Below are 24,685 nucleotides of genomic sequence, written 5' to 3'. Positions count from 1 at the left end.
GAAAGGAACGGCATCGTGCCGACCCGAAGAACGGCCCTCGCCGCGCTCGCCGCACTGCCCCTCGCGACGGCGACCCCGGCCGCCGCCGGACCGGCCGGGGGCAGGACCCTGTTCGTCGCGGGCGACTCCACCGCCGCCCAGAAGTACGCGGACGCCGCGCCCGAGACCGGCTGGGGCATGGCCCTGCCGTTCTTCCTCTCCTCGCGCGTCCGGGTCGCCAACCACGCGGTCAACGGCCGCAGTTCGAAGAGCTTCGCCGACGAGGGCCGCCTCGACGCGATCCTCTCCGCGATCCGCCCCGGCGACCTGCTCCTGATCCAGTTCGCGCACAACGACGAGAAGAGCGCCGACCCCACGCGCTACACCGAGCCCTGGTCGACGTACCAGGAGTACCTGAAGCTGTACGTCGACGGGGCGCGGGCCAAGGGGGCCCGCCCGGTGCTCGCCACCTCCGTGGAGCGCCGCAAGTTCGACGCCGACGGCACCGCGCTGCCCACCCACGGTGAGTACCCGGCGGCGATGCGCGCCCTCGCCCGCGAGGAGGGCGTCGCGCTCCTCGACATCCAGGCGCTCTCGCTCGCGCTGTGGCAGCGGCTCGGCGTCGAGGAGACGAAGGTCTACTTCAACTGGACCGCCACCGAGCAGGACAACACACACGCCAACCCGCCCGGCGCGATCGCCGTGGCCCGCCTCGTCGCCACCGAGCTGCTGAAGCGCCGGGTGCTGCCCGCGCGCGACGTGCGCCGTCTCGGCGACGAGATCGACGAACTGTCGGAGGTGTGGCGGTCACGGCTGACGTGGCTGTCCGGCACCACCCCCGCTTAAACCTGTCTCTCACTTCTCAGGAGCCGCACAGTGCACACTCGGAGATGTCATGCGCGCGTCATAGCCGGGCTCGTGGGCTGCACCGCCCTCGTCCTCGCCGCCACCACCACGGGCGCCGCCCAGGCCCACGGCCGCGACCTCGCCCGCCAGACGCTGCCCGCGCGCGACGGCTGGGCCGCCGCGACGACCGGCACCACCGGCGGCGCGGCAGCCGCCTCCGACCGGGTCTTCACCGTCACCACCTGGGCCGAGTTCAAGGCGGCCCTCGCCGTCGAGGGCACCGCCCCGCGCATCATCAAGGTCAGGGGCACGCTCGACGCGGACGGCGCGGACTGCTCCGGGTTCGCCGTCGCCGGCTACGACTTCGACCAGTACCTCGCCGACTACGACCCCGCCGTCTGGGGCTACGACGTCGACCTGGAGGGCGAGAAGGCGACTGCGGGCACCCAGGAGTACTTGCGCAACCAGTCCGCCGCCGCCCAGGCCAAGGCCATCAAGGCCGCCGTCCCCGCCAACACCACAATCATCGGCGTCGGCCGCGACGCGGGCATCGTCGGCGGCAGCCTCCAGATCAACGGCGTCGACAACGTCATCGTGCGCGGCCTCACCCTGGAGTCGCCGCTCGACTGCTTCCCGCAGTGGGACCCGACGGACGGCGACACCGGCAACTGGAACTCCGAGTACGACGCCGCCGTCGTCTACAACGCCACACACGTCTGGCTCGACCACAACACGTTCACCGACGGCGCCCACCCCGACTCGACGCTGCCCAGCCACTACGGCCGGATCTTCCAGCAGCACGACGGCGAGCTGGACGTCGTCCGGGGCGCCGACTACGTCACCGCGTCCTGGAACGTCTTCGAGGACCACGACAAGACGTTCATGATCGGCAACAGCGACGGCGCGGCCGCGACCGACGAGGGCAAGCTTCGGGTCACCCTGCACCACAACCTCTTCCGGAACCTTGTCGAGCGGGCGCCGCGCGTGCGGTTCGGGCAGGTCGACGCGTACAACAACTCCTATGTCGCGGGGGCCGACTACGGGTACTCGTTCGGGATCGGGTTCAAGTCGCAGCTCTTCGCCGAGAAGAATTCCTTCACGTTGCCGAAGGGGGTCGACGCGTCGGCGGTCCTGCACCGGTGGAACGATTTTCCGCTCACCGCGACGGGCAATGTCGTGAACGGTGCGGAGACTGATCTGATCGCCGCCTACAACGCGGCCAATCCCACGACTCCGCTTGCCTCTGGGGCCGGCTGGCGACCGGTGCTGCGGACGCATGTCGACCCGGCGAAGGCTGTGGCCCGGGTTGTCGGGCGGGGCGCCGGGGCCGGTCAGCTCCGCTGAGGTTCTGTTGTTCGCCGGGTGCGGGGGGTGCGTGGTTGCTCGCGCAGTTCCCCGCGCCCCCAGGGTGATCGGATCAGACTGTGTTTCATCAGCACTCCCAAGTTCGCTCATCGCGGCGGCGGTTTCTCTCCGCCGGTGTCGGTTTCGGTGCCGCCCTCGCTCTCGGGGGTGGCGGCTCGGCCCATGGGTCGACCGCGCGGCGGCTCGGTCCGCGGACGCTCTACGTCGATCCTCGTGGGGGCGGTGATCACACCACCGTGCAGGGGGCCGTCGACGCCGTCGCCGGGGACGGGTACACCCTCGTTCTCGCGCCCGGTGTCTATCGCGAGACCGTCTCCGTGCCCGCCACCGCCACCGGGCTGACCTGGCTCGGCGCCGCCCGTGATCCCCGTCGTACCGTCGTCGTGTTCGACAACGCGGCGGGCACGGCCAAGCCCGACGGGTCCGGTACCTACGGCACGAGCGGGTCGGCGACCGTGACGCTGCGGGCCGACGGATTCACCGCGCGCGGGATCACCTTCGCCAACGACTGGCTGCGCGCCGACCACCCGGGCGTCACCGGGACGCAGGCGGTCGCGGTGAAGGTCATGGGCGACCGTTCCGCTTTCCTCGACTGCCGCTTCCTCGGGCACCAGGACACGCTGTACGCGGACTCGCCCGCCCTCACCACCTTCGCGCGGCAGTACTTCCACGGCTGCTACGTCGAGGGCGGCGTGGACTTCGTCTTCGGGCGCGGCACCGCAGTCTTCGAGGACTGCCACTTCCGCACGCTCGTCCGCACCGACCTGGCGGGCGCCCCGTACGGCTTCGTCTTCGCGCCGTCCACCGCCGCGGCCAATCCGCTGGGGTACCTGGTCAGCCGCTCCCGGATCAGCTCGGCGGCGCCGGACGCGTACTACAAGCTGGCCCGGCCGTGGGTGCCGAGCTCCGACACCACCGCCCGGCCGATGCTCGTCGTGCGGGACACCTGTCTTGGGCCCGGGATCGACGCCGTCGCGCCCTACGCCAACATGTCCGACAGCTACCCGTGGCAGGAGCAGCGGTTCGCCGAGTACCGCAACTCCGGCCCCGGCGCGGTCGTCACCGTGCCGGAGAACCGGCCGCGGCTCACCCGTGCCGAGGCGGCCCGGCACACCCGCGCGCGGTACCTCGGGGACTGGCGTCCGCCTGTGTGAGACATGTCAGCCCAGTTGCCACAGTGCGTACACGATGGCGAGGAGGACGAGACCGGCGAGGGCGAGGAGAGCACCGAGCAAGCGTGGCTGCCCGGCGGTGTGCGTACGCCGTACGGGCAGTCCGCGTATGTCGAACGCCCAGCTCAGCCCGGCCCAGAGCGCGATGACGCCGCCCACGGCGAACACGGTGAGCAGCACGGGCGACTGCCCGTGCGAGGAAGAGGCGACGGCGAACGGCGACTGCACTGGGTGAGCGTAGGACGAGGCGCCCAAAGGCCAGGTCAAGCCGCCGCCATCGCTGAGCAATGGTTCGAGCGATACGTGTATCGATCCAATAACTGCTCTCGCGCCGCCCCATGTGATGCGCGTAGACATCGGCCATGCGGAAGTCCATCACAGTCGCGGGTATCGCCGCCGCGTGCGCCCTCGCGGGCGGCGCCCTCTACGGCACCGGCACGGCCGGCGCCGACGCCCCCACCGCCAGGACCACGGCGGAGCCCTACAACATCGGCAAGCTCGTCGGCGACATCAAGTCGTACTACGGCGCCACACAGGACGCCGACGGCACCTGGCGGGCCGACCCCCACAGCGCCTACGCCGACGACCTCGCGCGCATCCAGGCGCGCGCCAAGAAGGACATCGCCAAGGCGGCCGAGAAGGCCCGGCACCACCACACCAGGCCCGCGGTCGTCTTCGACATCGACGACACGCTGCTGCTCAGCCTCGACTACGAGGTGCGCACCAACTACGTCTACAACAGCGCCTCCTGGGCGGCCTACGTGGCCGACGCCGACCGCCCGGCCGTCTTCGGCACCCCCGCCCTCGTCAAGTACGCCGAGAGCAAGGGCGTCGAGGTCTTCTACAACTCCGGGCTCACCGAGGCGCAGCGCGACGCCGCCGTGACGAACCTGAAGAAGGTCGGCATCGACACGGACTTCGACGCCCGCCACGTGTACCTGAAGAACGCGGACAACCCGCCCGCCTACCTCAGCGGCTGCGCCACCGCCGGGGCCTGGAAGTGCACGACCGTGCAGTACAAGTCGGGCACCCGCAAGCACATCGAGTCGCTCGGCTACGACATCGTCGGCAACTTCGGCGACCAGCAGTCCGACCTCGACGGCGGGTACGCGGACAGGACGTACAAGTTCCCGAACCCGACGTACTTCGTGGGCTGAGGCCCTGACCAGCGGGGACGGCGGCCGGGCGGGCGCCCGGCCGCCTCCCCGTCCGGCTCAGTCGTACGTGAGGTCCGACGCCGTGTACTGGCAGTACGTGCCGTCGGGGCCGCTGCCGACCTCCGTCGGCTCCGCGCCGGTGCTGTTGCCGTTGTAGCGGACGCACGGCTTGATCTTCTTGCTGCTGTCGCCGTGGATGCGGACGCTGCGCAGCGCGGCCGTGTCGCCGTAGTTGGAGTTGATGCCGACGATCGACTTGCCCGGGGCGGTCACGTCGACGTCGTTGATGATGATGTTGCGGTTCTTGTACTGCGTCGAGCAGTTGCCGCAGGAGCGGACCAGCTTGCCGAAGTCCGACACCTGGAACTTGGTGACGACGAGCTTGCCCGCGCCGTTGAACTGGAACACCTTGTCGGACGCCTTCTTCGCGCCGCCGCCGTACACGGTGTAGACGGACGACGTGGACTTGCCCTTGAACGTGGCGGCGTCCTCGCCCACGTCCTCCCACCAGACGTTCTGCAGCGTGCAGCTGCCCGCGCAGTGCACGCCGTCGGCGGCGGGGGAGCCGATGATGACGTTCTTGAGGGTGGCGCCGTCCTTCAGGTTGAAGATCGGGTCCTGGCCCTCGTCCTGGCCGCCGCTGCCGAGGTCGCCGGAGCCGTAGAACCGCTTGTACGAGCCGTCGTAGGTGCCGGAGACCGAGATGCTGCTGCTCACGGCCTGGGTGCCGGTGGCCGTCGGCCAGGCGGTCGCGGCCCCGGCCGGGCTGAGCATGCCCGTCGTGGCGAGGGCGGCGCCGGTGAGGGTCACCGCGAGGAGTCCGCCGAGGGTGGCCCGGCGGCGGGTGACGCGGCGCCGGTGGCGGTGCGGGGAGGGGGTGCCTGTCTTGGTCATGCCCCTTGGTCGCCGGGTGGCGGGGAAAGGTTGCCGCCTCCCGGGGACCTCCGCCGGTTGCCTCGCCGGGCGTTCCGCTCAGCCGAAATCGCCGCTCACGGCCACCTGTTCGCCGCCCACGGTGCGGCCCCACACCGAGTACGAGTCACCGCCCGCGTCCCGGTCGCCCTCGGCGTGGTTGTACTGCCCGGCGAACACGTACTGCCCGGCGGGCACCGTGCGGCCGTTCTTCAGGACCCACCGGTACACCAGGAACCCGCCGCGCTCGCTCACCGAGACCGTGAAGTCCTCGGCGGGCAGCGACCGCCAGTTGCCGGTGCCGGCGACCCCGCCGGTCTGGGCGACCCGCAACTCCAGTGTCAGAGCCGTGAGTTGCCGCCGCGCCTTGAACGTGATGTCGCTCTGCGCCCAGTACCGGTTCGACCCGGGGTCGACGGTCCCCTCCGACCACAGCGCCTGCGCCACGGAGCGACTGGGGCCCGGCGTCGGTGTCACGGCGACCGTCTGGCGCGGGCCGCCGTCGTCGTCGCGCAGGGTCGCGCCGACCGCGAACGCGCCCACGGCGAGAGCCCCCGCGACCCCGGCCACGGCGCCCGCGATCCGCACCCACCCGAGCGCGGGGCGGCGCCGCGCTCCCGGCGCCGGATACGGCTCGGACATGCCGCGCTCGATCCGGGCGAGCATCCGCTCCCGGTCGGGGTGGTGCGCGTCGGCGGACTCGCGCAGCCGCCGCCGCACTTCCTCGTTCACCGCCGGCCCCCCTCCGCCGTCGCCCCGACCGCCCGTACGCGGCGCGGGGCCGGGCCCTCGCGCTCGCCGGACCCGAGCCGCTTCTCCAGCTCGGCCATGCCCTTGGACGTCTGGCTCTTCACCGTACCGACCGAGATGCCGAGGGTCAGCGCGGTGTCCTTCTCCGACAGGTCGAACGCGTGCCGCAGCACGACGCAGGCCCGCTTGCGGAACGGGAGTTCGCGCAGCGCGCCCTGCACGTCGACCACGGCGGGCACGTCCGGGTCCTCGGCGCGCTCCTGCCGGCCCGACCAGAACAGGGCGACGCGCCGCCGCTCCCGGACCGCGCTGCGGATCCGGGTGCGGGCGAGATTGGCGACGACACCACGCGCGTACGCCACCGGGTGATCGGCGTCCCTGACCCGGTCCCAGCGGTGCCAGAGCGCGAGCAGCGCGTCCGCCGCGAGATCGTCGGCGGCGTCCGGCTCGCCGGTCAGGAGGTGTGCCAGGCGGGCGAGTTCTGCGTGGTGCCGTTCGAAGAAGGCATGGAACTCGGCGGAGTTGTCGTCGTCCACGACAGTGCTCACGCGGATCCCTCCCCTCACTGTGCGGCTCGATGCGGCTCGATGTGGCTCGACGGGATGCGAGAGCGTACCAGCGTTGCGTACGGCGATTCGAAGGGCGTGCGAGATTTCGGACATGATCGGAACGAGAGGGATCGGATACCGAGCTAGGTTGCATACCTAACTAGGTAGCCGTACGGTCTATGACCATGAACGCCGCTCTGCACATCTCGCCGCACCTCACCACCGCATCCGTGGTGACGGGAGCCGTCGTCGCCCTCTACCTCGCCGTCGGCGAGCCGCTCGTGGGACGGCGCATGTACGCGTCGCTGGCACGGCGGCGCGACACCGAACCGGCCGCGCTGGTCCGGTACTTCCGGTCCGTGCTGGGGTGCTGGGCGGTCCTGGGAGCCTCGTTCGGCGCGGTGTACGCGCTGTCGCCGGGTCTCACCGCCACCGACCTCGGACTGGTCGCGGGGGACGGGCCGGTGGCGGTGACCGCGTTCGCCGGGGCGCTGCTCGTGGCCGTCCTGCTCGGCGGGCGCCGGATGCGGGCGCTGGCCCGCGACGGCAAGCACGTGCCCGGCCTGGACGCGGTCGCGGCGATGCTGCCCCGCACGCGGCGCGAGCGGGGCCACGCGGTGGCCGTCGCCCTCGTCGACGCGGTCGGCTCCGAACTCCTCTACCGGGGCCTGCTCATCGCCTTCGGCGTCGGCGCGCTCGGTTTGCACCTGTACGTGGCCGCCGCGCTCGCCCTCGTGATCTACGCGGCCGCCGGGCTCTACCAAGGTCGCTCCGGGGTCGTCGTCTTCGCCTTCTTCGGCGCCCTGTGCACCGCGCTGTACCTGTCCACGGGCAGCCTGCTGCTGCCCGTGGCCGTGCACGCGCTGCTCTCCCTGCGGGACCTGGTCCACCTGCCGGCCGCCGTCATGAAGGGCCGCACCGCGTGAGCGGCGACCGCCGCGCCAGCTGGTTCAAGGGCGTTCTCGACCTGCTCGTCCTCGCCTCCCTCACCGACGGCGAGAGCTACGGCTACGAGATCGCCAAGACCCTGGACGGCGCGGGCTTCGGCCAGATCAAGGGCGGCACGCTCTACCCCGTGCTCAACCGGCTCGAAGAGGCGGGTCTCGTCGCGGCCGAGTTCCGCGCCACCGAGAAGGGGCCGGGCCGCCGCTACTACACACTCACCGGCGCGGGGCGGGCCACGCTCGCCGAACAGGGGGCGCTGTGGCGGGAGTTCGACGCGTCGGTACGGGCGATGCTGGCGAAGGGCGGCGTGCGATGAAGGCCGACGACTACCTGGCCGAGCTGAGCCGCCTCCTGCGCGATCACGGGCTGCCCGGCGACCATGTCACCGCCACCCTCGACGACCTCGCGGCGCACCTGGCCGAGTCCGGCCCGGTCGACCCCGAGGACGAGTTCGGCCCGGTCGGGGAGTTCGCCCGGCAGCTGGCGCCGGAGAGCGCGGCACCGGACGGTGCGGTGCCCGACGAGCACGTCGAGACCTGGCGCTGGACCGCCGACACCTTCGCCGACGAGGCGCTCCTCGGCCGCTTCGGTGACGAGGGCTGGGAGGTCGAGCGCATCGACGCCCTCGGCCGCTTCGTCAGCCACCGGGACCCCGAGCGGCCCCAGCGCTGGGAGTACCGCCGCGAGCTGGTGACCCGGGGGCGCGCCGCCCTCGACCGTGAACTCGCCGTCGAGGGCTGGGAGCCGTGCGGTACGTGGGTCGTGTACGGGTGGTACAAGCGGCCCAAGGCGGCGACGCTCGGGCCTGCGGCGGAGCTGACCGCCCCGGCCCCCGCGGTCCCCGCCCGCCACGCGTTCTCCAGCCGCCGGTTCTCTCTGACGCTGGGGCTGGCGACCGTGGCGCTGGTCGTCGCGGCGGTCGCACTCTCCGTGCGGACGGGGAGGCGAGCACGGGTGCGGGGTTCGTGACGGGTGCGTTGGCCGGCGCGGCGGTGCCTCTGCTGCTTGGCTGGGCGGTGGTGGCGTGGCAGGTGCGGCGCCGTCGTGGCTGGTCGCGCAGTTCCCCGCGCCCTGAGGTGCGCACTGCGTGCGGCACCTCTTCGGTCGTTGCCGGGTGCGGCGCCGTCGTGGTTGCTCGCGCCGTTCCCCGCGCCCTGGGATGCGCACTGCGTGCGGCATCTCAGGGGGCGGCCGTGCCCGAGGCTAATCCTTCAGTGCTGCCGACATCATCGCCTTGGCGATCGGGGCGGCCAGGCCGTTGCCGCTGACCTCTGAGCGGGCCGCGTCCGACTGTTCCACCAGCACCGCCACGGCGACCTCCTTGCCGGTGGCGTCGTCCTTGGCGTACGAGGTGAACCAGGCGTAGGGCGTCTTGCTGTTGTTCTCGCCGTGCTGGGCCGTGCCCGTCTTGCCGCCCACCGTCGCGCCCGGGATCTGCGCGTTCGTGCCCGTGCCCTTCGTCACGACGGTCTCCATCGCGGACTGGAGCTGCGAGGCGGTCGACTCGCTGACCACCCGCTCCGTGTCCGAGTCCGGGTAGCTCTCGACCGCGTCGCCGTCCGCGTCCGTCACCTCGGAGACCGTGTGCGGGGACGCCTGCTCGCCGCCGTTGGCGAGCGTCGCGGAGACCATCGCCATCTGGAGCGGGGTGGCGGTCACGTCGAACTGGCCGATGCCGGAGAGCGCGGTCTGCGCCTTGTCCATGCCGGAGGGGTAGACGCTCTGGGCGGCGCGCACCGGCACGTCCTGCTTCTTGTCGTCGAAGCCGAACTTCTCCGCCATCGCCCGGACCTTGTCCTGGCCGAGGTCGACGGCGATCTTGCCGAAGACGTTGTTGCACGAGTACTGGAGCGCGGTGCGCAGCGAGGCGTTCTCGCAGGGCGCGCTCGCGCTCTCGTTCTTCAGGTACGTGCTGGTGCCGGGCAGGAGGTACGGGTTCGGGGAGTCCGTCTTCTCGTCGACCGACGCGTACAGCCCGTTCTCCAGGGCGGCCGCCGCCACCACCAGCTTGAACGTCGAGCCCGGCGGCAGCGCCTGCTTGAGGGCGCGGTTCAGGGTCGGCACGTCCTCGTCGTCGGACAGCTTTTTCCACGCCTTCGCGTCGGCCGATCCCGAGCCGCTGATCTTCGACGGGTCGTACGACGGCGACGACACCATGCCGAGGATCCGCCCGGTCTCCGGGTCGATCGCGACGGCGGCGCCCTTGGTGGAGCCGAGCGCCTTCGCCGCCGCCTTCTGCACGGCCGGGTCGATGGTCGTGATCACGTCACCGGGGGCGGAGCGCTTGCCGGTGACCGTGTCGAGCGGGTTCTTCAGCCGGGTCGCCGTGCCGTCGAGCACGTCCTGGTACAGGGCCTCCAGCTGCGTCGACCCGTACACCTGCGACGTGAAGCCGGTGACCGCGGAGTACAGCGAGCCGTCCTTGTAGGTCCGCTTGTACTTCAGGTCGCTGCCGCCGCCCGTCGGCGCCGACCCTGTCACCGCCTTTCCGCCCACGATGATGTCGCCGAGCGGATACGCGTACTGCGCGATCGTCTTCCGCCGGTTCTTGTCGTTGTCCGCGAGGGCCTTGCCGTCGTAGAACTGCACCCATGTCGCCCTGACCAGCAGAGCGAACACGAGCAGCAGACTGAAGACGGAGGCGCGCCTGATCGTCTTGTTCATCCCGCCGGTAGGACGAGCGGCCGGGAGCGAATCGTTCCGATAAGGCCGGTTTTCTCAGGAAGCTCTCATCCAGCCCGGACGGGGCCGGGATCAGAGCCTGCGCGTCGCGAGCGTCAGCCGGTCCCGCGCGTCGAACAGCGCGTCCTTCACCATCTGCTCGTGCGCGGGCGTGAGCCGCGCCACCGGCACCGAGCAGGAGATCGCGTCACGGGCCGGGGTCCGGTAAGGGATCGCCACGCCGAAGCAGCGCAGGCCGAGCGTGTTCTCCTCGCGGTCGACGGCGAAGCCCTGCTCGCGCACCGCGTGCAGCTCCTCGATGAGCTTCTCGCGGTCGGTGATCGTGTGCTCGGTCAGCGCGGGCAGCGTCTCGGGGAGCATCTTGCGGACCTGCTCGTCGCTGTACGTGGCGAGCAGCGCCTTGCCGAGCGAGGTGGAGTGCGCGGGCAGGCGTCGCCCCACGCGCGTGAAGGGCCGCAGGTAGTGCTGGGACTGGCGGGTGGCCAGGTAGACCACGTTGGTGCCGTCGAGCCGCGCCAGGTGGATGGTCTCGGTGGTGTCGTCGGAGAGCCGGTCGAGCGTGGGCCGGGCGGCGGCCACGACCTCGTCGCCGTCGATGTAGGAGGTGCCGACGAGCAGCGCCCGCACCCCGATCCCGTACCGCGTGCCGGTCGCGTCCGTCTCCACCCAGCCGAGCTCGACGAGCGTGCGGAGCAGCATGTAGAGGCTCGACTTCGGGTAGCCGACGGCCTCCTGGACGGCGGCCAGGGAGTGCATGCCGGGACGGCCCGCGAAGTATTCGAGCAGTTCGACCGTGCGCACCGCCGACTTGACCTGCGCGCCACCCTGCGCGGCCCCCGCCGCGGTGCCCGCGACAGCCCCCGTCTCGTCTGCCGACATCGCCCTTGACCCCTTCGTTCGACGAGAAATAGTCTCCGTAGAGTTCATCGACAGAGACAGCGTTCAGTATATCGAACGACTCTCGTGGCTCGTCCGGCGAGCCGCGGGAAAAGCTGGAGGAATTCGCCGTGGCAGCAGCACCAGTCTGGAGTGTCGACCCCCGAACCGGGAAGCAGCGGGAACAGGTCGCGACCGAGGCCACGGCCCAGGAGGTGGACCAGGCGGTCCGCGCCGCCCACGACGCCCGTTCCGCCCTGAAGGACCGGACCGTGCGCGCCGCTTTCCTGCGCACCGCCGCCGATCTGCTCGACGAGTCCAAGGACCACCTGGTCGAGGCCGCCGACGCGGAGACCGCCCTCGGCCCCGTCCGGCTCGGCGGTGAACTCGCCCGGACGAGCTTCCAGTTGCGCGCGTTCGCGAGCATCGTCGACGAGGGCGCCTTCCTCGGCGTCGTCATCGACCACCCCGACGACACGGCCACCCCGCCCATCCCGGACCTGCGCCGCTACAAGATCCCGCTGGGCGTCGTCGCCGTCTACTCCGCGTCGAACTTCCCCTTCGCCTTCTCCGTCCCCGGCGGCGACACCGCGAGCGCGCTCGCCGCGGGCTGCCCCGTCGTCGTCAAGGCCCACCCGGACCACCCCGCCACCTCCGAGCTGGTCGCCTCCGTCCTCCGCCGCGCCGCCGCCCGGCACGACATCCCGGAGGGCGTGCTCGGACTCGTGCACGGCTTCGAGGCGGGCGTCGAGCTGGTCAAGCACCCGCTGATCGCCGCCGCCGGGTTCACCGGTTCCGTACGCGGCGGGCGCGCGCTGTTCGATGCCGCGGCGGCCCGCCCGGTGCCGATCCCGTTCCACGGCGAGCTGGGCTCCCTCAACCCCGTCGTGATCACCGAGGCAGCCGCCACCGAGCGCCCCGAGCAGATCGGTACGGGCCTCGCGGGCTCCATGACCCTCGGCGTCGGCCAGTTCTGCGTCAAGCCCGGCCTGGTGTTCGCGCCGAGCGGCGACGCGGGCGACGCACTGGTCAAGTCCCTGACCGCCGCCGTCAGCGACACCGCCGGGGGCGTGCTCCTCGACCACCGGATGCGGGACAACTTCGTCGCGGGCGTCGCCGAGCGCGCACAGCTCCCGGACGTCGAGGCGCCGGTGACGCCCGGCGCGGGCGGCGAGCACACCGTCAGCCCCGGCTTCCTCACCGTCCCGGCCACGAAGCTCGCCGTCGAGGGCTCGGAGCACGACCTGCTCCTGGAGGAGTGCTTCGGCCCGGTCACCGTCGTCGCCCGCTACGAGAGCGCCGACGAGATCACCGCTGTCCTCTCCCGCCTGCCCGGCAACCTCACCGCCACCGTCCAGCTCTCCGCCGAGGAGGCCGCCGGTGAGGGGCGCGGCACCGAGATCCTCGCCGAGCTGACCCCGCTGGCAGGGCGCGTCCTGGTCAACGGCTGGCCGACCGGCGTCGCCGTCGCCCCCGCCCAGCATCACGGCGGCCCCTACCCGGCGACGACCTCCACCTCCACCTCCGTCGGCGGCACGGCCATCGAGCGCTGGCTGCGCCCGGTCTCGTACCAGACGACGCCCGAGGCGCTGCTGCCTCCGGAGCTGCGCGACGACAACCCGCTGGGCCTGCCGCGCCGCTACAACGGCCGCCTGGAAAACTGACGATCATGACACTCCACCTGCCCGAGCTGCCCTTCCCGCTGCACGCCCACGGTCCCGAGGGGCACTGGGCCTACGCGGACGGCGTGCTCACCGGCCGCGCGGGCGCCCGCCAGGACCGCTTCGTGCCCCCGGCCGGCGACGCGCTCGAACCCGCCTCCGACGCGCCCCGCCTCCTCGGCGCCGCGCCCGAGGGCGACTTCCAGCTGATCGCCCGCGTGACCGTCGGCTTCGCGGCGGCGTTCGACGCGGGCGTCCTCTACCTGCACGTGGGGGAGCGGGAGTGGGCCAAGCTCTGCTACGAGCGCTCCCCGGACGAGCCCACGATCTGCACGGTCGTGACGCGCGGCCGCTCCGACGACGCGAACTCCTTCGTGGTCCCCGGGAACACGGTGTGGCTGCGGATCACCCGCACCGGCACCGCGTTCGCCTTCCACGCCTCCACCGACGGCGAGCAGTGGACCTTCGTCCGCGTCTTCGCCCTCGGCGACGAGGAGTCCGCGGCGGCGGCGCAGGTCGGCTTCCTCGCGCAGTCGCCGACGGGGGAGGGGTGCGAGGTCTCCTTCGACCGCATCGAACTGCGCCCCGGCGCGCCGAAGGACCTGCGGGACGGGAATTAGCCACGGCTGCGGCCGGTTGACGTACGGCGCAGGGCACCCCCTGCGCCGTACGTATCCACTGGAGCGAGAGACCCCATGCGCGTCGAGATCTGGACCGACATCAACTGCCCGTTCTGCTACATCGGCAAGTCCCGGTTCGAGCAGGCCCTCGACGCCTTCCCGCACAAGGACCAGGTCGAGGTCGTGCACCGCTCCTTCGAGCTGGACCCGACCATTGCCATGGGCGACACCGGGCTCGTCGTCCCGCACATCGCGAAGAAGTACGGCATCAGCGAGGAGCAGGCCGCCGCCAACGAGCAGGGGCTCGGACAGCAGGCGCAGGCGCTCGGCCTGCCCTACCTCACCGAGGGCCGCGACTACGGCAACAGCTTCGACCTGCACCGCCTGCTGCACCTCGCGCACGAGAAGGGCGTCCAGGACGCCATGATCGACGCGCTGTACCGGGGGAACTTCGCCGAGCAGGGCTCCGTCTTCGCCGACGAGGAGCACGTGGTCCGCCTCGCCGTCGACGCCGGTCTCGACGAGGCCGAGGTCCGCGCCGTGCTCGCCGACCCCGAGCGGTACGCCGACGAGGTCCGCGCCGACGAGCGCGAGGCCGCCGCGCTGGGCGCCAACGGCGTCCCCTTCTTCGTCCTCGACCGCAAGTTCGGCGTCTCCGGCGCCCAGCCCGCCGAGGTCTTCACGCAGGCCCTGACCCAGGCGTGGGAGAGCCGCTCCCCGCTGACGGTGATCGACAGCGCGGACGGCGGCGACGCGTGCGGGCCCGACGGATGCGCGGTCCCGCAGAGCTGAACCCCGGGGGGAGGGGCTGATCGAAAAAGGGGCGTGGTCGCACACCCGCTCGGGCACAGTGAGGTCATGCAGACCACTGGTGAGACCACGCACGAGTCCGCGCACGCGACCCCGCACGAGTCCGCGCACCCGACCACACCCGAGTCCGCGCACCCGCCCCTCCACGATCACCAGCCCGACGTCCCCGCCCTGGACCTCCCGCCGGAACCCGCGCTCGACCTTGATCTCGTCCGCGCCCAGTACCACCCGGACGGCACCTATCTGAACACCGCAAGTTTCGGGGTGCTGCCCGCACGCGCGGCCGACGCGGTGCGCATCGCCGTCGACACCATGGCGGCGGGCCGCCCGCTCGACGCGCTCTTCGCCGACGTGGAGGAGGCCCGCGCCTCCTTCGCACGGATAACCGGGGCCCCGGTGGCGCGGGTCGCGGCCGGCGCGTCCGTCGCGGTCTACGGCGGCCTGGTCGCCGCGTCGCTGCCCCCGGGCGCCGAGGTCCTCACCGCGGAGAACGACTTCAGCTCCACCGTCAACCCGTTCCACGTCCGGGGCGACCTCAAGGTCCGCGTCGTCCCGCTGGACGCGCTCGCCGAGTCCGTCGGTCCGGACACCGCGCTCGTCGCCGTCAGCGCCGTGCAGTCCGCCGACGGCCGCGTCGCCGACCTGGCCGCCCTGCGCGAGGCGACCCGCGCCCACGGCGCCCGCCTCTACGTCGACGCCTCGCAGGCCGTGGGCTGGTACCCGCTGGAGGAGGTCGGCGCCGACTACCTCTCCGCCGTCGCCTACAAGTGGCTCTCCTGCCCGCGCGGCACCGCCTTCTTCGTCGGCCCCGAGGACCCGGACGAGCTGCGGCCGGTCTTCGGCGGCTACGTCTCCGGCGAGGTCCCGATGGACAGCTGCTACGGGCCCGTCACCGAACCCGCCCGCTCCGGGCGCCGGTTCGACGAGGCGCCGAGCCTCCTCGCGTACACCGCGGCACGCCAGTCCCTCGCCCTGATCGAGGAGCTCGGCCCGGACGCCGTCCGCGCCCACGACCTGGCGCTCGCCGACCGCTTCCGCGCGGGCCTCGCCGACCTCGGCCGCACACCGGTCCCCGCGCCCGGCTCCCCGATCGTCTCCGTCCCCGAACTCGGCGCGAAAAAGGGGGAGTTGCGTACGGCGGGCATCGAGGTCGCGGACCGCGCGGGCAACCTGAGGGCCGCCTTCCACCTCTACAACACGGCCGAGGACGTCGACCGGCTCCTGACCGCTCTGTCCCACTGACCACCCCTCGTCACTGCCGCGCCGCCACACCTGGCGCGCGGGCCCGCCGGACGCTAGGAAGGCAGTGACGAGGTGGTGGTGCCGGTGGCCGGCGAGCAGGGGACCAAGCACGGGGCAGAGCCGACGGCCGACGCCGAGCTGCACCGGCGGCTGGTCTACGGCGACGAGACCGCGCTCACCGAGGTGTACGACACCTACGGCGGGCTCGTGCGCGGAGTCGCGGTCCGGGTGACCCGCCAGGCCGGCGCCGCCGACGACGTCGCCCAGGAGGTCTTCGCCCACCTGTGGGCCCGGCCCTACGCCTACGACGAGCGCCGCGGCACCCTGCGCACCTGGCTGACGATGCTGGCCCACCGCCGCGCCGTCGACTGGGTGCGCAGCGAGGCCAGACACCGCAAGGCGGCCACCGCCGACGACGAGGTCCTGCACGCCATCCCGGCGCAGGACCCCGGCCCCGACGAGCGGGTCGTGGACCGCGAACGCGCCCTCCTGCTCCACTCCGCCCTCGCCGAACTCCCGCTGCCCCAGCGGCAGGTGGTCCACTTGGCGTACTTCGCCGGACGGACGTACCGTCAGGCGGCGGCCGAACTCGGCATCCCCGAGGGCACCGCGAAGACCCGGCTGCGCACGGCCCTGCACCGGCTGGCCGAGACCCTGGCCGACCCCCCGGACCCGGCCACGGAAAGGAGCGCGTGATGGCGACCGACGCCTACGACCACGCGGCGATCTGCGACCTCCTCGGCGCCTGGGCCGTCCACGCCCTGCCCGCCGACGAGGAGCGCGCCGTCCCCGAACACCTCGCGCGCTGCCCGGAGTGCGCGGCGGAGGCGGAGCGGTTGCGAGAGACCGTACGACTGTTGGACGGCCCGATGGAGAACCTGGACACCACCCCCCGCGGCGCGGGCGACGACATCCTGGCCCGCGTCCTCGGCGGCCGCCCGGCCGTGCCCCGCACCGCCCCGCACGCCGAGCCCTACGCCGCCGCCGTCGCCGCGCTCCAGGCGCTCCTCGCCGAACTCGACCCCGAGCCCGACGCCGCGCCGGACCCGGACGTCTGGCGCACGCCCGTCGTGCACGACTGGACCGTGCGGGACACGGTCGCCCACCTCATCGCCGCCGACGAGCACCTCGCCGTCCACCTGGGTCTCCCGGCCAACGAGCCGCCGCCGGGACCGACGGCCCCGCAGGACACCGGCTGGCGCACGGCCTGGGCCACCCGCACCCACAGGGTCATCGCCCACGAGCGGAGCCGCACTCCGCAGGCCACGGTCGCCACCTGGCGCGCGCAGGCCGCCGCGCTGCTCGCGACCCCGGCCGCGCACGACCCCGAAGTGGCGGCGCTGCCCGCGACGCTGGTCGGGGCGCGGCTGCCCGTCGCCGACCACTTCCTGGTCCGCGCCTTCGAGGCGTGGATCCACGCCGACGACATCGGGCGCGCCCTGGGCCGTCCGGTGCCCCCGCCGCCCGTCGGCCACCTGTGGCGCCTGGTGCGGCTCGGCGTCCGCATCCTCGGCCTCGCGCTCGGCACCGCCGCCGAACCGGTCGCCCTGACCGTCACCGACGCGGGCCGCTCCACGGAGTGGGTCCTCGGCGCGGAGGGCGAACCCGTACGCGCCGAACTCACCCTGGACGCCGTCGACTTCTGCCACCTCATCGGCGGCCGCGTCGCCGCTCACACCGTGCCCATGGCCGCGCGGGGCGACGACGGGGCCGTGCGCACCGTCCTCGACGAGGCGGCCCGACTCGCCTGGCTCTGAACTCCCCTGAGCCCGCACAGCAGTGGGGCGGGACCGGTCACCGGTCCCGCCCCACTCATGCGCGCGGTGGCGTCACTTCACCGGGGTGAAGTCCCGCGCCCCGATGAACTCCGGGCGGCGTACGGGCGCCGCGAACGGCTCCACCGCCTCGTTCTCCACGCTGTTGAACACGATGAAGACGTTCGAGCGCGGGTAGGGCGTGATGTTGTCGCCCGAGCCGTGCATGGCGTTGCAGTCGAACCAGGTCGCCGAGCCCGCCTTGCCGGTGAACAGCTTGATGCCGTGCGCGTCGGCGAACTTGGACAGCGCCTCGTTGGAGGGGATGCCCGCGTCCTGCATCTGCAGCGACTTCTTGTAGTTGTCCTTCGGCGTCTCGCCCGCGCAGCCGAGGAACGTCTTGTGCGACCCCGGCATGATCATGAGGCCGCCGTTGGTGTCGTAGTTCTCCGTCAGGGCGATGGAGACGGACACCGTCCGCATGTTCGCGAGGCCGTCCTCGGCGTGCCAGGTCTCGAAGTCCGAGTGCCAGTAGAAGCCGCTCGCCCCGAAACCGGGCTTGACGTTGATCCGCGACTGGTGGACGTAGACGTCCGAGCCGAGGATCTGCCGGGCCCGGCCCACGACGCGCTCGTCGCGCACCAGGTTCGCGAACACCTCGCTGATCTTGTGCACCTCGAAGACGGAGCGCACGTCCTGCGACTTCGGCTCGACGATGGAGCGCTCGTCGGCCTTGATCGCCGGATCGGTGATCAGCCGCTGGAGCTCGGCCTGGTAGGTGCCGATCTCGTCCGCGCCGATCAGCTCGTCGATCGCGAGGAAGCCGTCCCGCTCGAAGCCCGCGAGGTCGGACTCGCGGATCGGGCCCCGGGTCCCCGGCGCCGACCAGACGACCGGGTCGACGCGCGGGGTGGCCACCTCCGAGGTGCCGCGGGTCGGGTACAGATCGGCGATGCGGTGGTCCACAGAGATGGCGGTCATGGGGATCAGGCCTCCTCGTCCTCGGTCAGCAGCGGGTAGGCGCCGTGCTCGTCGTGGTCCTCCCGCCCGGTCACGGGCGGATTGAACACGCACACGCAGCGGAAGTCGGTCTTGGGGCGCAGCGTGTGGTGCTCGTGGCCGTTCAGGAGGTACATGGTGCCCGGCTCGATCCAGTGCTTCTCGCCGGTCTCCTCGTTGGTGAGCTCGGCCTCGCCCTCGACGCAGAGTACGGCCTCGATGTGGTTCTTGTACCACATCTTCGTCTCCGTGCCCGCGTAGAGAATCGTCTCGTGCAGGGAGAAGCCGACCTTCTCCTTGGCGAGGACGATGCGCTTGGTCTCCCACGTGCCGGACGCCGCCTTCACGTGCCGGTCGGTGTTCTCGATCTCCTTGAACGAACGGACAATCACGGTGGGTCGCTGCCTCTCTTTGTTGCGTTCCCTGAAGGGATGTCAGGCGGTCTCGCGCACGGCCCTGGTGAGCGTGCGCAGCCCCTCTTCCAGCTCGTCGGGCGTGATCGTCAGCGCCGGGAGGAGCTTGACGACCTCGCTGTTCGGGCCGGAGGTCTCGATCAGCAGGCCGAGCTCGAAGGCGCGCTTGGCGACCTTGCCCGCCCGGTCCTTGTCGCGGAATTCCAGGCCCCAGACCAGGCCGCGGCCGCGGTACTGCACGGTCTCGTCGCGGAACTCGTCGCGCAGCGCGCCGAGCGCCTCCTCGATCTGCTGGCCGCGGGCGAGCGTCTGCTTCTCCATGGCCGGACCGTCGGTCCAGTAGGTCTCCAGGGCGGCGGCGGCCGTCACGAACGCGGGGTTGTTGCCGCGGAACGTGCCGTTGTGCTCGCCGGGCTCCCAGACGTCGTGCTCCGGCTTGAACAGGCACAGGGACATGGGGAGCCCGTACCCGCTGATGGACTTCGACACGGTCACGATGTCCGGGACGATGCCCGCCTCCTCGAAGGAGAAGAAGGCACCGGTGCGGCCGCAGCCCATCTGGATGTCGTCGACGATGAGCAGCATGTCCCAGCGCTCGCAGACGTCGGCGAGCTTGCGCAGCCACTCGGCGCGGGCGACGTTGATGCCGCCCTCGCCCTGGACCGTCTCGACGATCACGGCGGCGGGCTGGTTCAGGCCCGAGCCCTGGTCGGCGAGGAGCCGCTCGAACCAGATGAAGTCCGGGGTCTGCCCGTCCAGGTAGTTGTCGAACGGCATCGGCGTGCCGTGCACGAGCGGGATGCCCGCGCCGGCCCGCTTGAACGCGTTGCCGGTCACCGCCAGCGAGCCCAGCGACATGCCGTGGAAGGCGTTGGTGAAGGACACGATCGACTCGCGGCCCTTGACCTTGCGGGCCAGCTTCAGCGCGGACTCGACGGCGTTGGTGCCCGTCGGGCCCGGGAACATGACCTTGTAGGGCAGGTCGCGCGGGCGCAGGATGATGTTCTGGAAGGACTCCAGGAAGTTGCGCTTCGCCGTCGTCGACATGTCCAGGCCGTGCGTGACGCCGTCGCGCTCCAAGTAGTCGATGAGCGCGCGTTTCAGCACGGGGTTGTTGTGGCCGTAGTTGAGCGACCCTGCGCCCGCGAAGAAGTCCAGGTACTCGTGGCCGTCCTCGTCGTACATACGGCTGCCGTGGGCCCGGTCGAAGACGGTGGGCCAGCCGCGGCAGTAGCTGCGCACCTCCGACTCAAGGGTCTCGAAGACGCTCAGGTCCGGCTGGGTGATGGTCACAGCGAAAGCTCCTCTTGGGAGGGGAGTAGCGGGGGTTCGGCTTGCAAGGCTTCGGCTTGTGGGGCTCGGCCGGTCAGGCGGCGGGCGCGAGCGGCCCGATCCGGTACAGCTCTTCGGGGAGGTGTCCGTCGTCGGGGAAGAGTCCGGCGTCGAACAGGACGGTGCGCTCCACGCCGGCCCCGTGCCTGCGGGCGAAGGAGCGGAACAGCGCCTGCGACGCCTCGTTGTCCGGGGTGATCGTCGTCTCGACGGTGGTGACCTGCCGCTCGGCGACGACCCTCGCGGCCAGACCGTCCAGGAGTTCGCCGGCCAGACCGTGCCCGCGGTGGGCGGAGTCCACGGCTATCTGCCATACGACCAGAGTGCCCGGTCGGTCCGGCCGTGTGTACCCGGTGACGAACCCGGCGACCTCGCCGTCCTCGTCCCGCGCCACCGCCGAGGTGGCGGCGAAGTCACGGCACCAGAGCAGATAGCTGTAGGACGAGTTCAGGTCGAGCACCTTCGAGTCACGTGCGATACGCCAGATCGCGGCACCGTCGGCCACGCCGGGCTGGTCGAGCTGGAATTTCGCTTGTACGGCGGTCATGCAAATTGAATTTACCCAGCAATTTCTGCGATTGCATCTGCGAGCGGGGTTACGTGGCGCGGCGATCTGTGTTATCGCGCGCAGGTGAGCACGCGCAGGAGCAGCCGGTGAAATATACCGATTTGCCACGGACAAAAGCGGGCATAGTGCAGCCCGTGTGGAGTACGTCACACCATTCTGCCTGGTCAGACAGGTGTCCGGATTGCGCCGTCTCGTGTTGTTGAAATCTTAGTGTTTACGTTCCCGGGAAGCGGGCAGAAGCAGTACGGGAAGCTGCTCTGATAATTACCTGAAGAATGCCATTCGATCAATCGCGCGGAGACAAAGAAAAGCGCCGCCCTTTTCGGGGCGGCGCCGGTTTGTGGACGGCGGAATTGCGGAATGCGCTTCCGGTTATGCCCAGGCGGCGGCGACCGCCCTGCGGGCCCCCTCCAGGTCCACCGTGCACCCGGCCTCCGCGAGCGCCCCGCCGAGCGCGGCGAGCGAGGACTGCACGACACCGCGCGTCGCCTGCGGGCCGTAGTGGTTGACCCGGATCATCTCCTTCGCCAGCGCGCCGCCGCCCGCCACGAGCGGCAGCACCGGGTCGGCGGCGAGCGCCTTCGCGACCAGCTCGCGCGCGTCCGTCCCGGCGGGCGCCCGCAGCGTCGTGGCGACCGGCGCGGCGTCCCGCGCCTCGTGCACGTACGGCTCAAGTCCGCCGCCGAGGGCGAGCGTTCCGGCCCGGGTCGCCGCCGCGGCGCTCGCGTGACGGGCCATCAGCGCGTCGAGCCCCTCGCTCTCGATCCGCTCCACGCACGCCTCGAGGGCGAGCATCTCCAACTGCGCGGGCGCGTGCAGCAGCGCCTTCCGGCCGCCGTCGATCCAGCGCTGCTTCCAGTCGAGCAGGGAGAGGTAGGAGTGGCGCGGCGCCTGCGGGTTGGCGGCCATCCGCTCCCAGGCCCGCGCGCTCACCGACACGGCCGAGACCCCGGCCGGGCCGCCCATCGCCTTCTGCGCGCCGATCACGCACAGGTCCACGCCCCACGCGTCCGGCAGCACCGGCTCGGCGGCGATCGACGCCACCGCGTCCAGGTAGAACAGCGCGCCGTGCTCCCGCACCACCTCGCCGATCTCGGCGACGGGGTTGGTGTTGCCGGTCGCCGCCTCCGCGTGCACGAGCGAGACGAAGTCGATGTCGGGGTGGGCGACGAACGCCTCCCGGATCTGCCCGGCCGTCACCGCCGTGTGGAAGGGCACCGCCAGGTCGTGCACGGTGGCCCCGCAGTCGCGCAGCCAGTCGCCGAAGGTCTGCCCGTACGGGCCCGTGATCACGTTCAGCGCGACGGTGCCGGGCCCGGCGGCGCCACGGATCGCGCCCTCAAGGGGGAGCAGCGCCTCACCCTGCATGATTACGACGTCCTGGGAAGTCTCCAGAAGGCGGGCCACACGGTCCTCGACGGCGGCGAAGTGCTCGGCGCTCAGGGGGGCCAGATCGAGAAACGGATGCGTCACGGTGGTGCTCTCTTCGCTCACGGGTTCGGACAGATGCTCAGGGGTTCGGGCGGATGCCGCTGTCGAGCGTACCGACCCCGCTCATAGGCTTCGCGCATGAGTGAGCCGAGCCCGGCGGGGGCGCTGCACGTGACCGGACGGGTCCTGACCGGACCCGATGACGTACGCGACGAACTGTGGGTGATCGACGGCAAGGTCACCTACGACCGCCCGCGCACCCCGGGCCTGGACGTGACGACGGTGCACGGCTGGGCGCTGCCCGGCCTGGTCGACGCCCACTGCCATGTCGGCCTCGACGCCCACGGCCCCGTCCCGGCCGAGACCGCCGAGAAGCAGGCGCTGACCGACCGCGACCACGGCACGCTGCTCCTGCGCGACGCGGGCTCGCCGTCCGACACCCGCTGGATCGACGACCGCGAGGACCTGCCGAGGATCATCCGCGCGGGCCGGCACATCGCCCGCACCCGCCGTTACATCCGCAACTACGCCCATGAGATCGAACCCGAGGACCTCACCGCCTACGTGGCCCGGGAGGCCCGGCGCGGCGACGGCTGGGTCAAGCTCGTCGGCGACTGGATCGACCGCTCCACCGGCGACCTCGGCGCCTGCTGGCCGCGCGGCGCCGTCGAGTCGGCCATCGCCGAGGCGCACCGGCTCGGGGCCCGCGTCACCGCCCACTGCTTCGCCGAGGACTCGCTGCGCGACCTCGTCGAGGCGGGCATCGACTGCATCGAGCACGCCACGGGCCTCACCGACGACCTGATCCCGCTCTTCGCGGAGCGCGGCGTGGCGATCGTCCCGACCCTGGTCAACATCGCCACGTTCCCGGACCTCGCCAAGGGCGGCGAGGAGAAGTTCCCGCGCTGGTCGGCCCACATGCGCCGCTTGTACGACCGCCGTTACGACACGGTCCGCAACGCCTACGACGCGGGCATCCCGGTCTACGTGGGCACGGACGCGGGCGGCTCGCTCGCCCACGGCCTCGTCGCGGGCGAGGTCGCCGAACTGGTCAAGGCGGGCATCCCCCCGGTGGAGGCCCTCTCGGCGACGGCCTGGGGCGCCCGCGCCTGGCTCGGCCGCCCCGCCCTGGCGGAGGGCGCCCCGGCGGACCTGGTGGTGTACGGGTCGGACCCGCGCGAGGACGTACGGGTCCTGGCCGCTCCGCGCAGGATCGTGCTGCGGGGAAAGGTGGTCGGGTGAGGCGTTGACGGGGCGTTACCCGGGCGGGCGCCGCTCGTTGCACAGCACTTGGCCGCGCCCCCGTGATGGACCACGACAGAGTGGCGGCAGGGAACAAGCGAGCCGCAAGATTCGAAGGCGTGCGCTAAAACCGCCCGATGGGGTGAACTCACCGCCTGTCGGCCCCCGTTCACTCTTCGTGCGTAAAGATCTCCTCATCGATGACCAGTCGACACCGTCGGCGGCGCCCGTGCTGTCCCTGTGCGCGCCCCTCGGCGGACCTGTCCCGTTCTGTCCTCTCCTGGGGGTCCCACCAGCATGCCCAGCTCCACTGTCACCACCGCTCCGCGCACGCCCGCCCGCCGCCTCGCCGCGACGGCCGTCGCGACCGTGCTCGCCGCAGCCCCCGCCGTGCTCGCCACCGCGTCCCCCGCCGCGGCGACGGGCGACCACGGCGGCAAGGCCGGCGCGGTCGTGCTCCGCACGGGCCTGGACGTCTCGCTCCTCAACAAGACGGTGAACGTCCCCCTCAAGGTCGCGCTGAACGAGGTGCAGGCCCCCGCGAGCGCCGAGAAGACCGCGCTGACCGTCAACCTGGACGGCGTCGACAACGGCCGCCCGTTCAACGTGCTGCGCGCGGACGTGGCCAAGGCCAGGGCGACCGTCGACGCGAAGAAGGCGGAGGGCTTCACCCAGCTCGTCCACGCCAAGGTGCACGTGCCGGGCCTTCCTCTCCTCTCCCTGATCGAGGTGGACCAGGTCACGTCCAAGGCGCTGTGCGAGGCGGGGAGGAAGCCGGTTGCGGAATCGAATCTGCTCGGCTCGGTCACGGTCCTCGGCAAGAAGGTCACGCTGACGGCGGGCGGCACGACGGAGGTCAAGGTCCCGGGCGTCGGCGAGGTCTCCCTGGCCCTCTCCTCCACCTCGACGACCTCCCGCACGGCGGCGGCCTCCGCGCTCCGGCTCAAGGTCTCGGTCAACCCGCTGAAGCTGAACGTCGCCGAGGTCGACGGCGAGGTCACCCTGGCCGGCGCCACCTGCGAGTCCCCGAAGCCCCCCGCCCCCGAGAAGGAGACCCCGGTGGTCTCCACCCCGTCCCCCGACACGGTGATCCCCCAGGGCGGCAAGGAGGAGCCCCCCGCGGACCTGGCCGAAACGGGCGGCAGCTCGGCAACCCCGTACATCGCGGGCGGCGCGGTCCTCCTGGTCGCAGCGGGCGGCGGCGCCCTGGCCCTGACCCGCAGGAACCGAGCGAGGGCGTAACCCGAAAAGCGGGGCGCCGGGCAACCGGCGCCCCGTCAGGGGCGCGGGGAACGGCGCGAGCAACAACGACGAGACCCGCGGCGTGCCACCGGGAAGGTGCCCCGTCAGGGGCGCGGGGAACGGCGCGCCCAGCCACGAC

General features: G+C 71.9%; 25 protein-coding genes and 1 pseudogene. 15 read left to right on the top strand and 11 right to left on the bottom strand.

Annotation, left to right across the window (positions count from 1 at the left end):
* Positions 1-12: 12 nt before the first annotated feature.
* The 3 genes from N5I75_RS07890 to N5I75_RS07880 all read left to right on the top strand — a co-directional run bounded on the left by N5I75_RS07890 (position 13) and on the right by N5I75_RS07880 (position 3,344).
* A complete protein-coding gene (locus N5I75_RS07890; RefSeq protein WP_476676962.1) occupies positions 13-825 on the top strand; it encodes a rhamnogalacturonan acetylesterase in 813 nt (270 codons plus the stop codon).
* A 30-nt stretch (positions 826-855) separates the two neighbouring features.
* Entirely contained in the window at positions 856-2,169 is a 1,314-nt protein-coding gene (locus tag N5I75_RS07885; RefSeq protein WP_476675703.1) for a pectate lyase family protein, read from the top strand.
* Positions 2,170-2,249: 80 nt separating this feature from the next.
* Positions 2,250-3,344 (top strand): pectinesterase family protein, encoded by a 1,095-nt coding sequence (locus tag N5I75_RS07880; protein ID WP_476675702.1) that lies wholly within the window; start codon positions 2,250-2,252, stop codon positions 3,342-3,344.
* A 6-nt stretch (positions 3,345-3,350) separates the two neighbouring features.
* Here N5I75_RS07880 and N5I75_RS07875 read toward each other — a convergent pair whose 3' ends face one another.
* On the bottom strand, positions 3,351-3,590 hold the full coding sequence (locus tag N5I75_RS07875; protein WP_476675701.1) for a hypothetical protein: 240 nt from the start codon (positions 3,588-3,590) through the stop codon (positions 3,351-3,353).
* 134 nt (positions 3,591-3,724) lie between these two features.
* On the opposite strand from N5I75_RS07875, the gene N5I75_RS07870 reads away from it, so the two are divergent.
* The gene (locus tag N5I75_RS07870) at positions 3,725-4,519 is read left to right on the top strand and encodes an HAD family acid phosphatase (RefSeq protein WP_476675699.1); all 795 of its coding nucleotides are present in this window, start codon (positions 3,725-3,727) and stop codon (positions 4,517-4,519) included.
* Positions 4,520-4,576: 57 nt separating this feature from the next.
* On the opposite strand, the gene N5I75_RS07865 is transcribed toward N5I75_RS07870, so the two are convergent.
* The 3 genes from N5I75_RS07865 to N5I75_RS07855 all read right to left on the bottom strand — a co-directional run bounded on the left by N5I75_RS07865 (position 4,577) and on the right by N5I75_RS07855 (position 6,729).
* A complete protein-coding gene (locus tag N5I75_RS07865) occupies positions 4,577-5,413 on the bottom strand; it encodes a pectate lyase (RefSeq protein ID WP_476675697.1) in 837 nt (278 codons plus the stop codon).
* Positions 5,414-5,491: 78 nt separating this feature from the next.
* The gene (locus N5I75_RS07860) at positions 5,492-6,163 is read right to left on the bottom strand and encodes a hypothetical protein (protein WP_476675695.1); all 672 of its coding nucleotides are present in this window, start codon (positions 6,161-6,163) and stop codon (positions 5,492-5,494) included.
* Positions 6,160-6,729 (bottom strand): SigE family RNA polymerase sigma factor, encoded by a 570-nt coding sequence (locus tag N5I75_RS07855; protein WP_476675693.1) that lies wholly within the window; start codon positions 6,727-6,729, stop codon positions 6,160-6,162. The genes N5I75_RS07860 and N5I75_RS07855 overlap by 4 nt, the downstream gene beginning before the upstream one ends.
* Before the next feature lie 185 nt (positions 6,730-6,914).
* Here N5I75_RS07855 and N5I75_RS07850 point away from each other — a divergent pair, with 185 nt between their 5' ends.
* From N5I75_RS07850 to N5I75_RS07840, 3 genes are read left to right on the top strand one after another with little or no spacing between them, the layout of a single operon-like run.
* Entirely contained in the window at positions 6,915-7,655 is a 741-nt protein-coding gene (locus tag N5I75_RS07850) for a CPBP family intramembrane glutamic endopeptidase (protein WP_476675691.1), read from the top strand.
* Entirely contained in the window at positions 7,652-7,990 is a 339-nt protein-coding gene (locus N5I75_RS07845) for a PadR family transcriptional regulator (protein WP_476675689.1), read from the top strand. The genes N5I75_RS07850 and N5I75_RS07845 overlap by 4 nt, the downstream gene beginning before the upstream one ends.
* On the top strand, positions 7,987-8,643 hold the full coding sequence (locus N5I75_RS07840) for a hypothetical protein (RefSeq protein ID WP_476675687.1): 657 nt from the start codon (positions 7,987-7,989) through the stop codon (positions 8,641-8,643). The genes N5I75_RS07845 and N5I75_RS07840 overlap by 4 nt, the downstream gene beginning before the upstream one ends.
* Positions 8,644-8,877: 234 nt before the next feature.
* Here N5I75_RS07840 and N5I75_RS07835 read toward each other — a convergent pair whose 3' ends face one another.
* On the bottom strand, positions 8,878-10,338 hold the full coding sequence (locus N5I75_RS07835) for a peptidoglycan D,D-transpeptidase FtsI family protein (protein WP_476675685.1): 1,461 nt from the start codon (positions 10,336-10,338) through the stop codon (positions 8,878-8,880).
* Between the two features lie 90 nt (positions 10,339-10,428).
* Positions 10,429-11,235: an IclR family transcriptional regulator gene (locus N5I75_RS07830; RefSeq protein ID WP_476675683.1), complete on the bottom strand. Its 807-nt coding sequence runs from the start codon at positions 11,233-11,235 to the stop codon at positions 10,429-10,431.
* A 128-nt stretch (positions 11,236-11,363) separates the two neighbouring features.
* Between N5I75_RS07830 and N5I75_RS07825 the strand changes: the two genes are divergently transcribed.
* The 6 genes from N5I75_RS07825 (at position 11,364) to N5I75_RS07800 (ending at position 17,322) form a co-directional block, all read left to right on the top strand.
* Positions 11,364-12,896, top strand: coding sequence for an aldehyde dehydrogenase (NADP(+)) (locus tag N5I75_RS07825; protein WP_476675681.1), 1,533 nt, complete (start codon positions 11,364-11,366; stop codon positions 12,894-12,896).
* 5 nt (positions 12,897-12,901) lie between these two features.
* The gene (locus N5I75_RS07820; RefSeq protein WP_476675679.1) at positions 12,902-13,513 is read left to right on the top strand and encodes a DUF1349 domain-containing protein; all 612 of its coding nucleotides are present in this window, start codon (positions 12,902-12,904) and stop codon (positions 13,511-13,513) included.
* Between the two features lie 75 nt (positions 13,514-13,588).
* Positions 13,589-14,305 carry a DsbA family oxidoreductase gene (locus N5I75_RS07815; RefSeq protein ID WP_476675677.1) on the top strand — a complete coding sequence of 239 codons (717 nt, stop codon included), beginning with the start codon at positions 13,589-13,591 and terminating at the stop codon, positions 14,303-14,305.
* A gap of 66 nt (positions 14,306-14,371) precedes the next feature.
* A complete protein-coding gene (locus N5I75_RS07810) occupies positions 14,372-15,565 on the top strand; it encodes an aminotransferase class V-fold PLP-dependent enzyme (protein WP_476675675.1) in 1,194 nt (397 codons plus the stop codon).
* A gap of 84 nt (positions 15,566-15,649) precedes the next feature.
* Positions 15,650-16,261, top strand: coding sequence for a sigma-70 family RNA polymerase sigma factor (locus N5I75_RS07805; RefSeq protein WP_476675673.1), 612 nt, complete (start codon positions 15,650-15,652; stop codon positions 16,259-16,261).
* A complete protein-coding gene (locus N5I75_RS07800; RefSeq protein WP_476675671.1) occupies positions 16,261-17,322 on the top strand; it encodes a maleylpyruvate isomerase family mycothiol-dependent enzyme in 1,062 nt (353 codons plus the stop codon). Before N5I75_RS07805 ends, N5I75_RS07800 begins: the two co-directional genes overlap by 1 nt.
* Before the next feature lie 72 nt (positions 17,323-17,394).
* Here the strand turns inward: N5I75_RS07800 and thpD are convergent, their stop codons facing one another.
* The 5 genes and pseudogenes from thpD to N5I75_RS07775 form a co-directional block, all read right to left on the bottom strand.
* Positions 17,395-18,300: an ectoine hydroxylase gene (gene thpD / locus N5I75_RS07795; protein WP_476675669.1), complete on the bottom strand. Its 906-nt coding sequence runs from the start codon at positions 18,298-18,300 to the stop codon at positions 17,395-17,397.
* A gap of 5 nt (positions 18,301-18,305) precedes the next feature.
* Positions 18,306-18,710 (bottom strand): ectoine synthase, encoded by a 405-nt coding sequence (locus N5I75_RS07790; RefSeq protein ID WP_476675667.1) that lies wholly within the window; start codon positions 18,708-18,710, stop codon positions 18,306-18,308.
* 42 nt (positions 18,711-18,752) lie between these two features.
* Positions 18,753-20,024 carry a diaminobutyrate--2-oxoglutarate transaminase gene (gene ectB, locus N5I75_RS07785; RefSeq protein WP_476675665.1) on the bottom strand — a complete coding sequence of 424 codons (1,272 nt, stop codon included), beginning with the start codon at positions 20,022-20,024 and terminating at the stop codon, positions 18,753-18,755.
* 73 nt (positions 20,025-20,097) lie between these two features.
* Entirely contained in the window at positions 20,098-20,610 is a 513-nt protein-coding gene (gene ectA / locus N5I75_RS07780; protein WP_476675663.1) for a diaminobutyrate acetyltransferase, read from the bottom strand.
* Positions 20,611-21,003: 393 nt separating this feature from the next.
* Positions 21,004-22,149: pseudogene (locus N5I75_RS07775) on the bottom strand (pyridoxal-phosphate-dependent aminotransferase family protein); the annotation flags it as partial.
* Positions 22,150-22,200: 51 nt separating this feature from the next.
* Here N5I75_RS07775 and N5I75_RS07770 point away from each other — a divergent pair.
* Both N5I75_RS07770 and N5I75_RS07765 read left to right on the top strand, forming a co-directional pair.
* Complete coding sequence (locus N5I75_RS07770; RefSeq protein ID WP_476675661.1) at positions 22,201-23,304, top strand: amidohydrolase family protein; 1,104 nt, start codon at positions 22,201-22,203, stop codon at positions 23,302-23,304.
* Positions 23,305-23,601: 297 nt separating this feature from the next.
* On the top strand, positions 23,602-24,546 hold the full coding sequence (locus tag N5I75_RS07765; RefSeq protein ID WP_476675659.1) for an SCO1860 family LAETG-anchored protein: 945 nt from the start codon (positions 23,602-23,604) through the stop codon (positions 24,544-24,546).
* Positions 24,547-24,685: the final 139 nt, after the last annotated feature.

The organism is Streptomyces sp. R818, from assembly GCF_056172735.1.
This window is presented reverse-complemented; position numbering and strand designations above follow the sequence as displayed.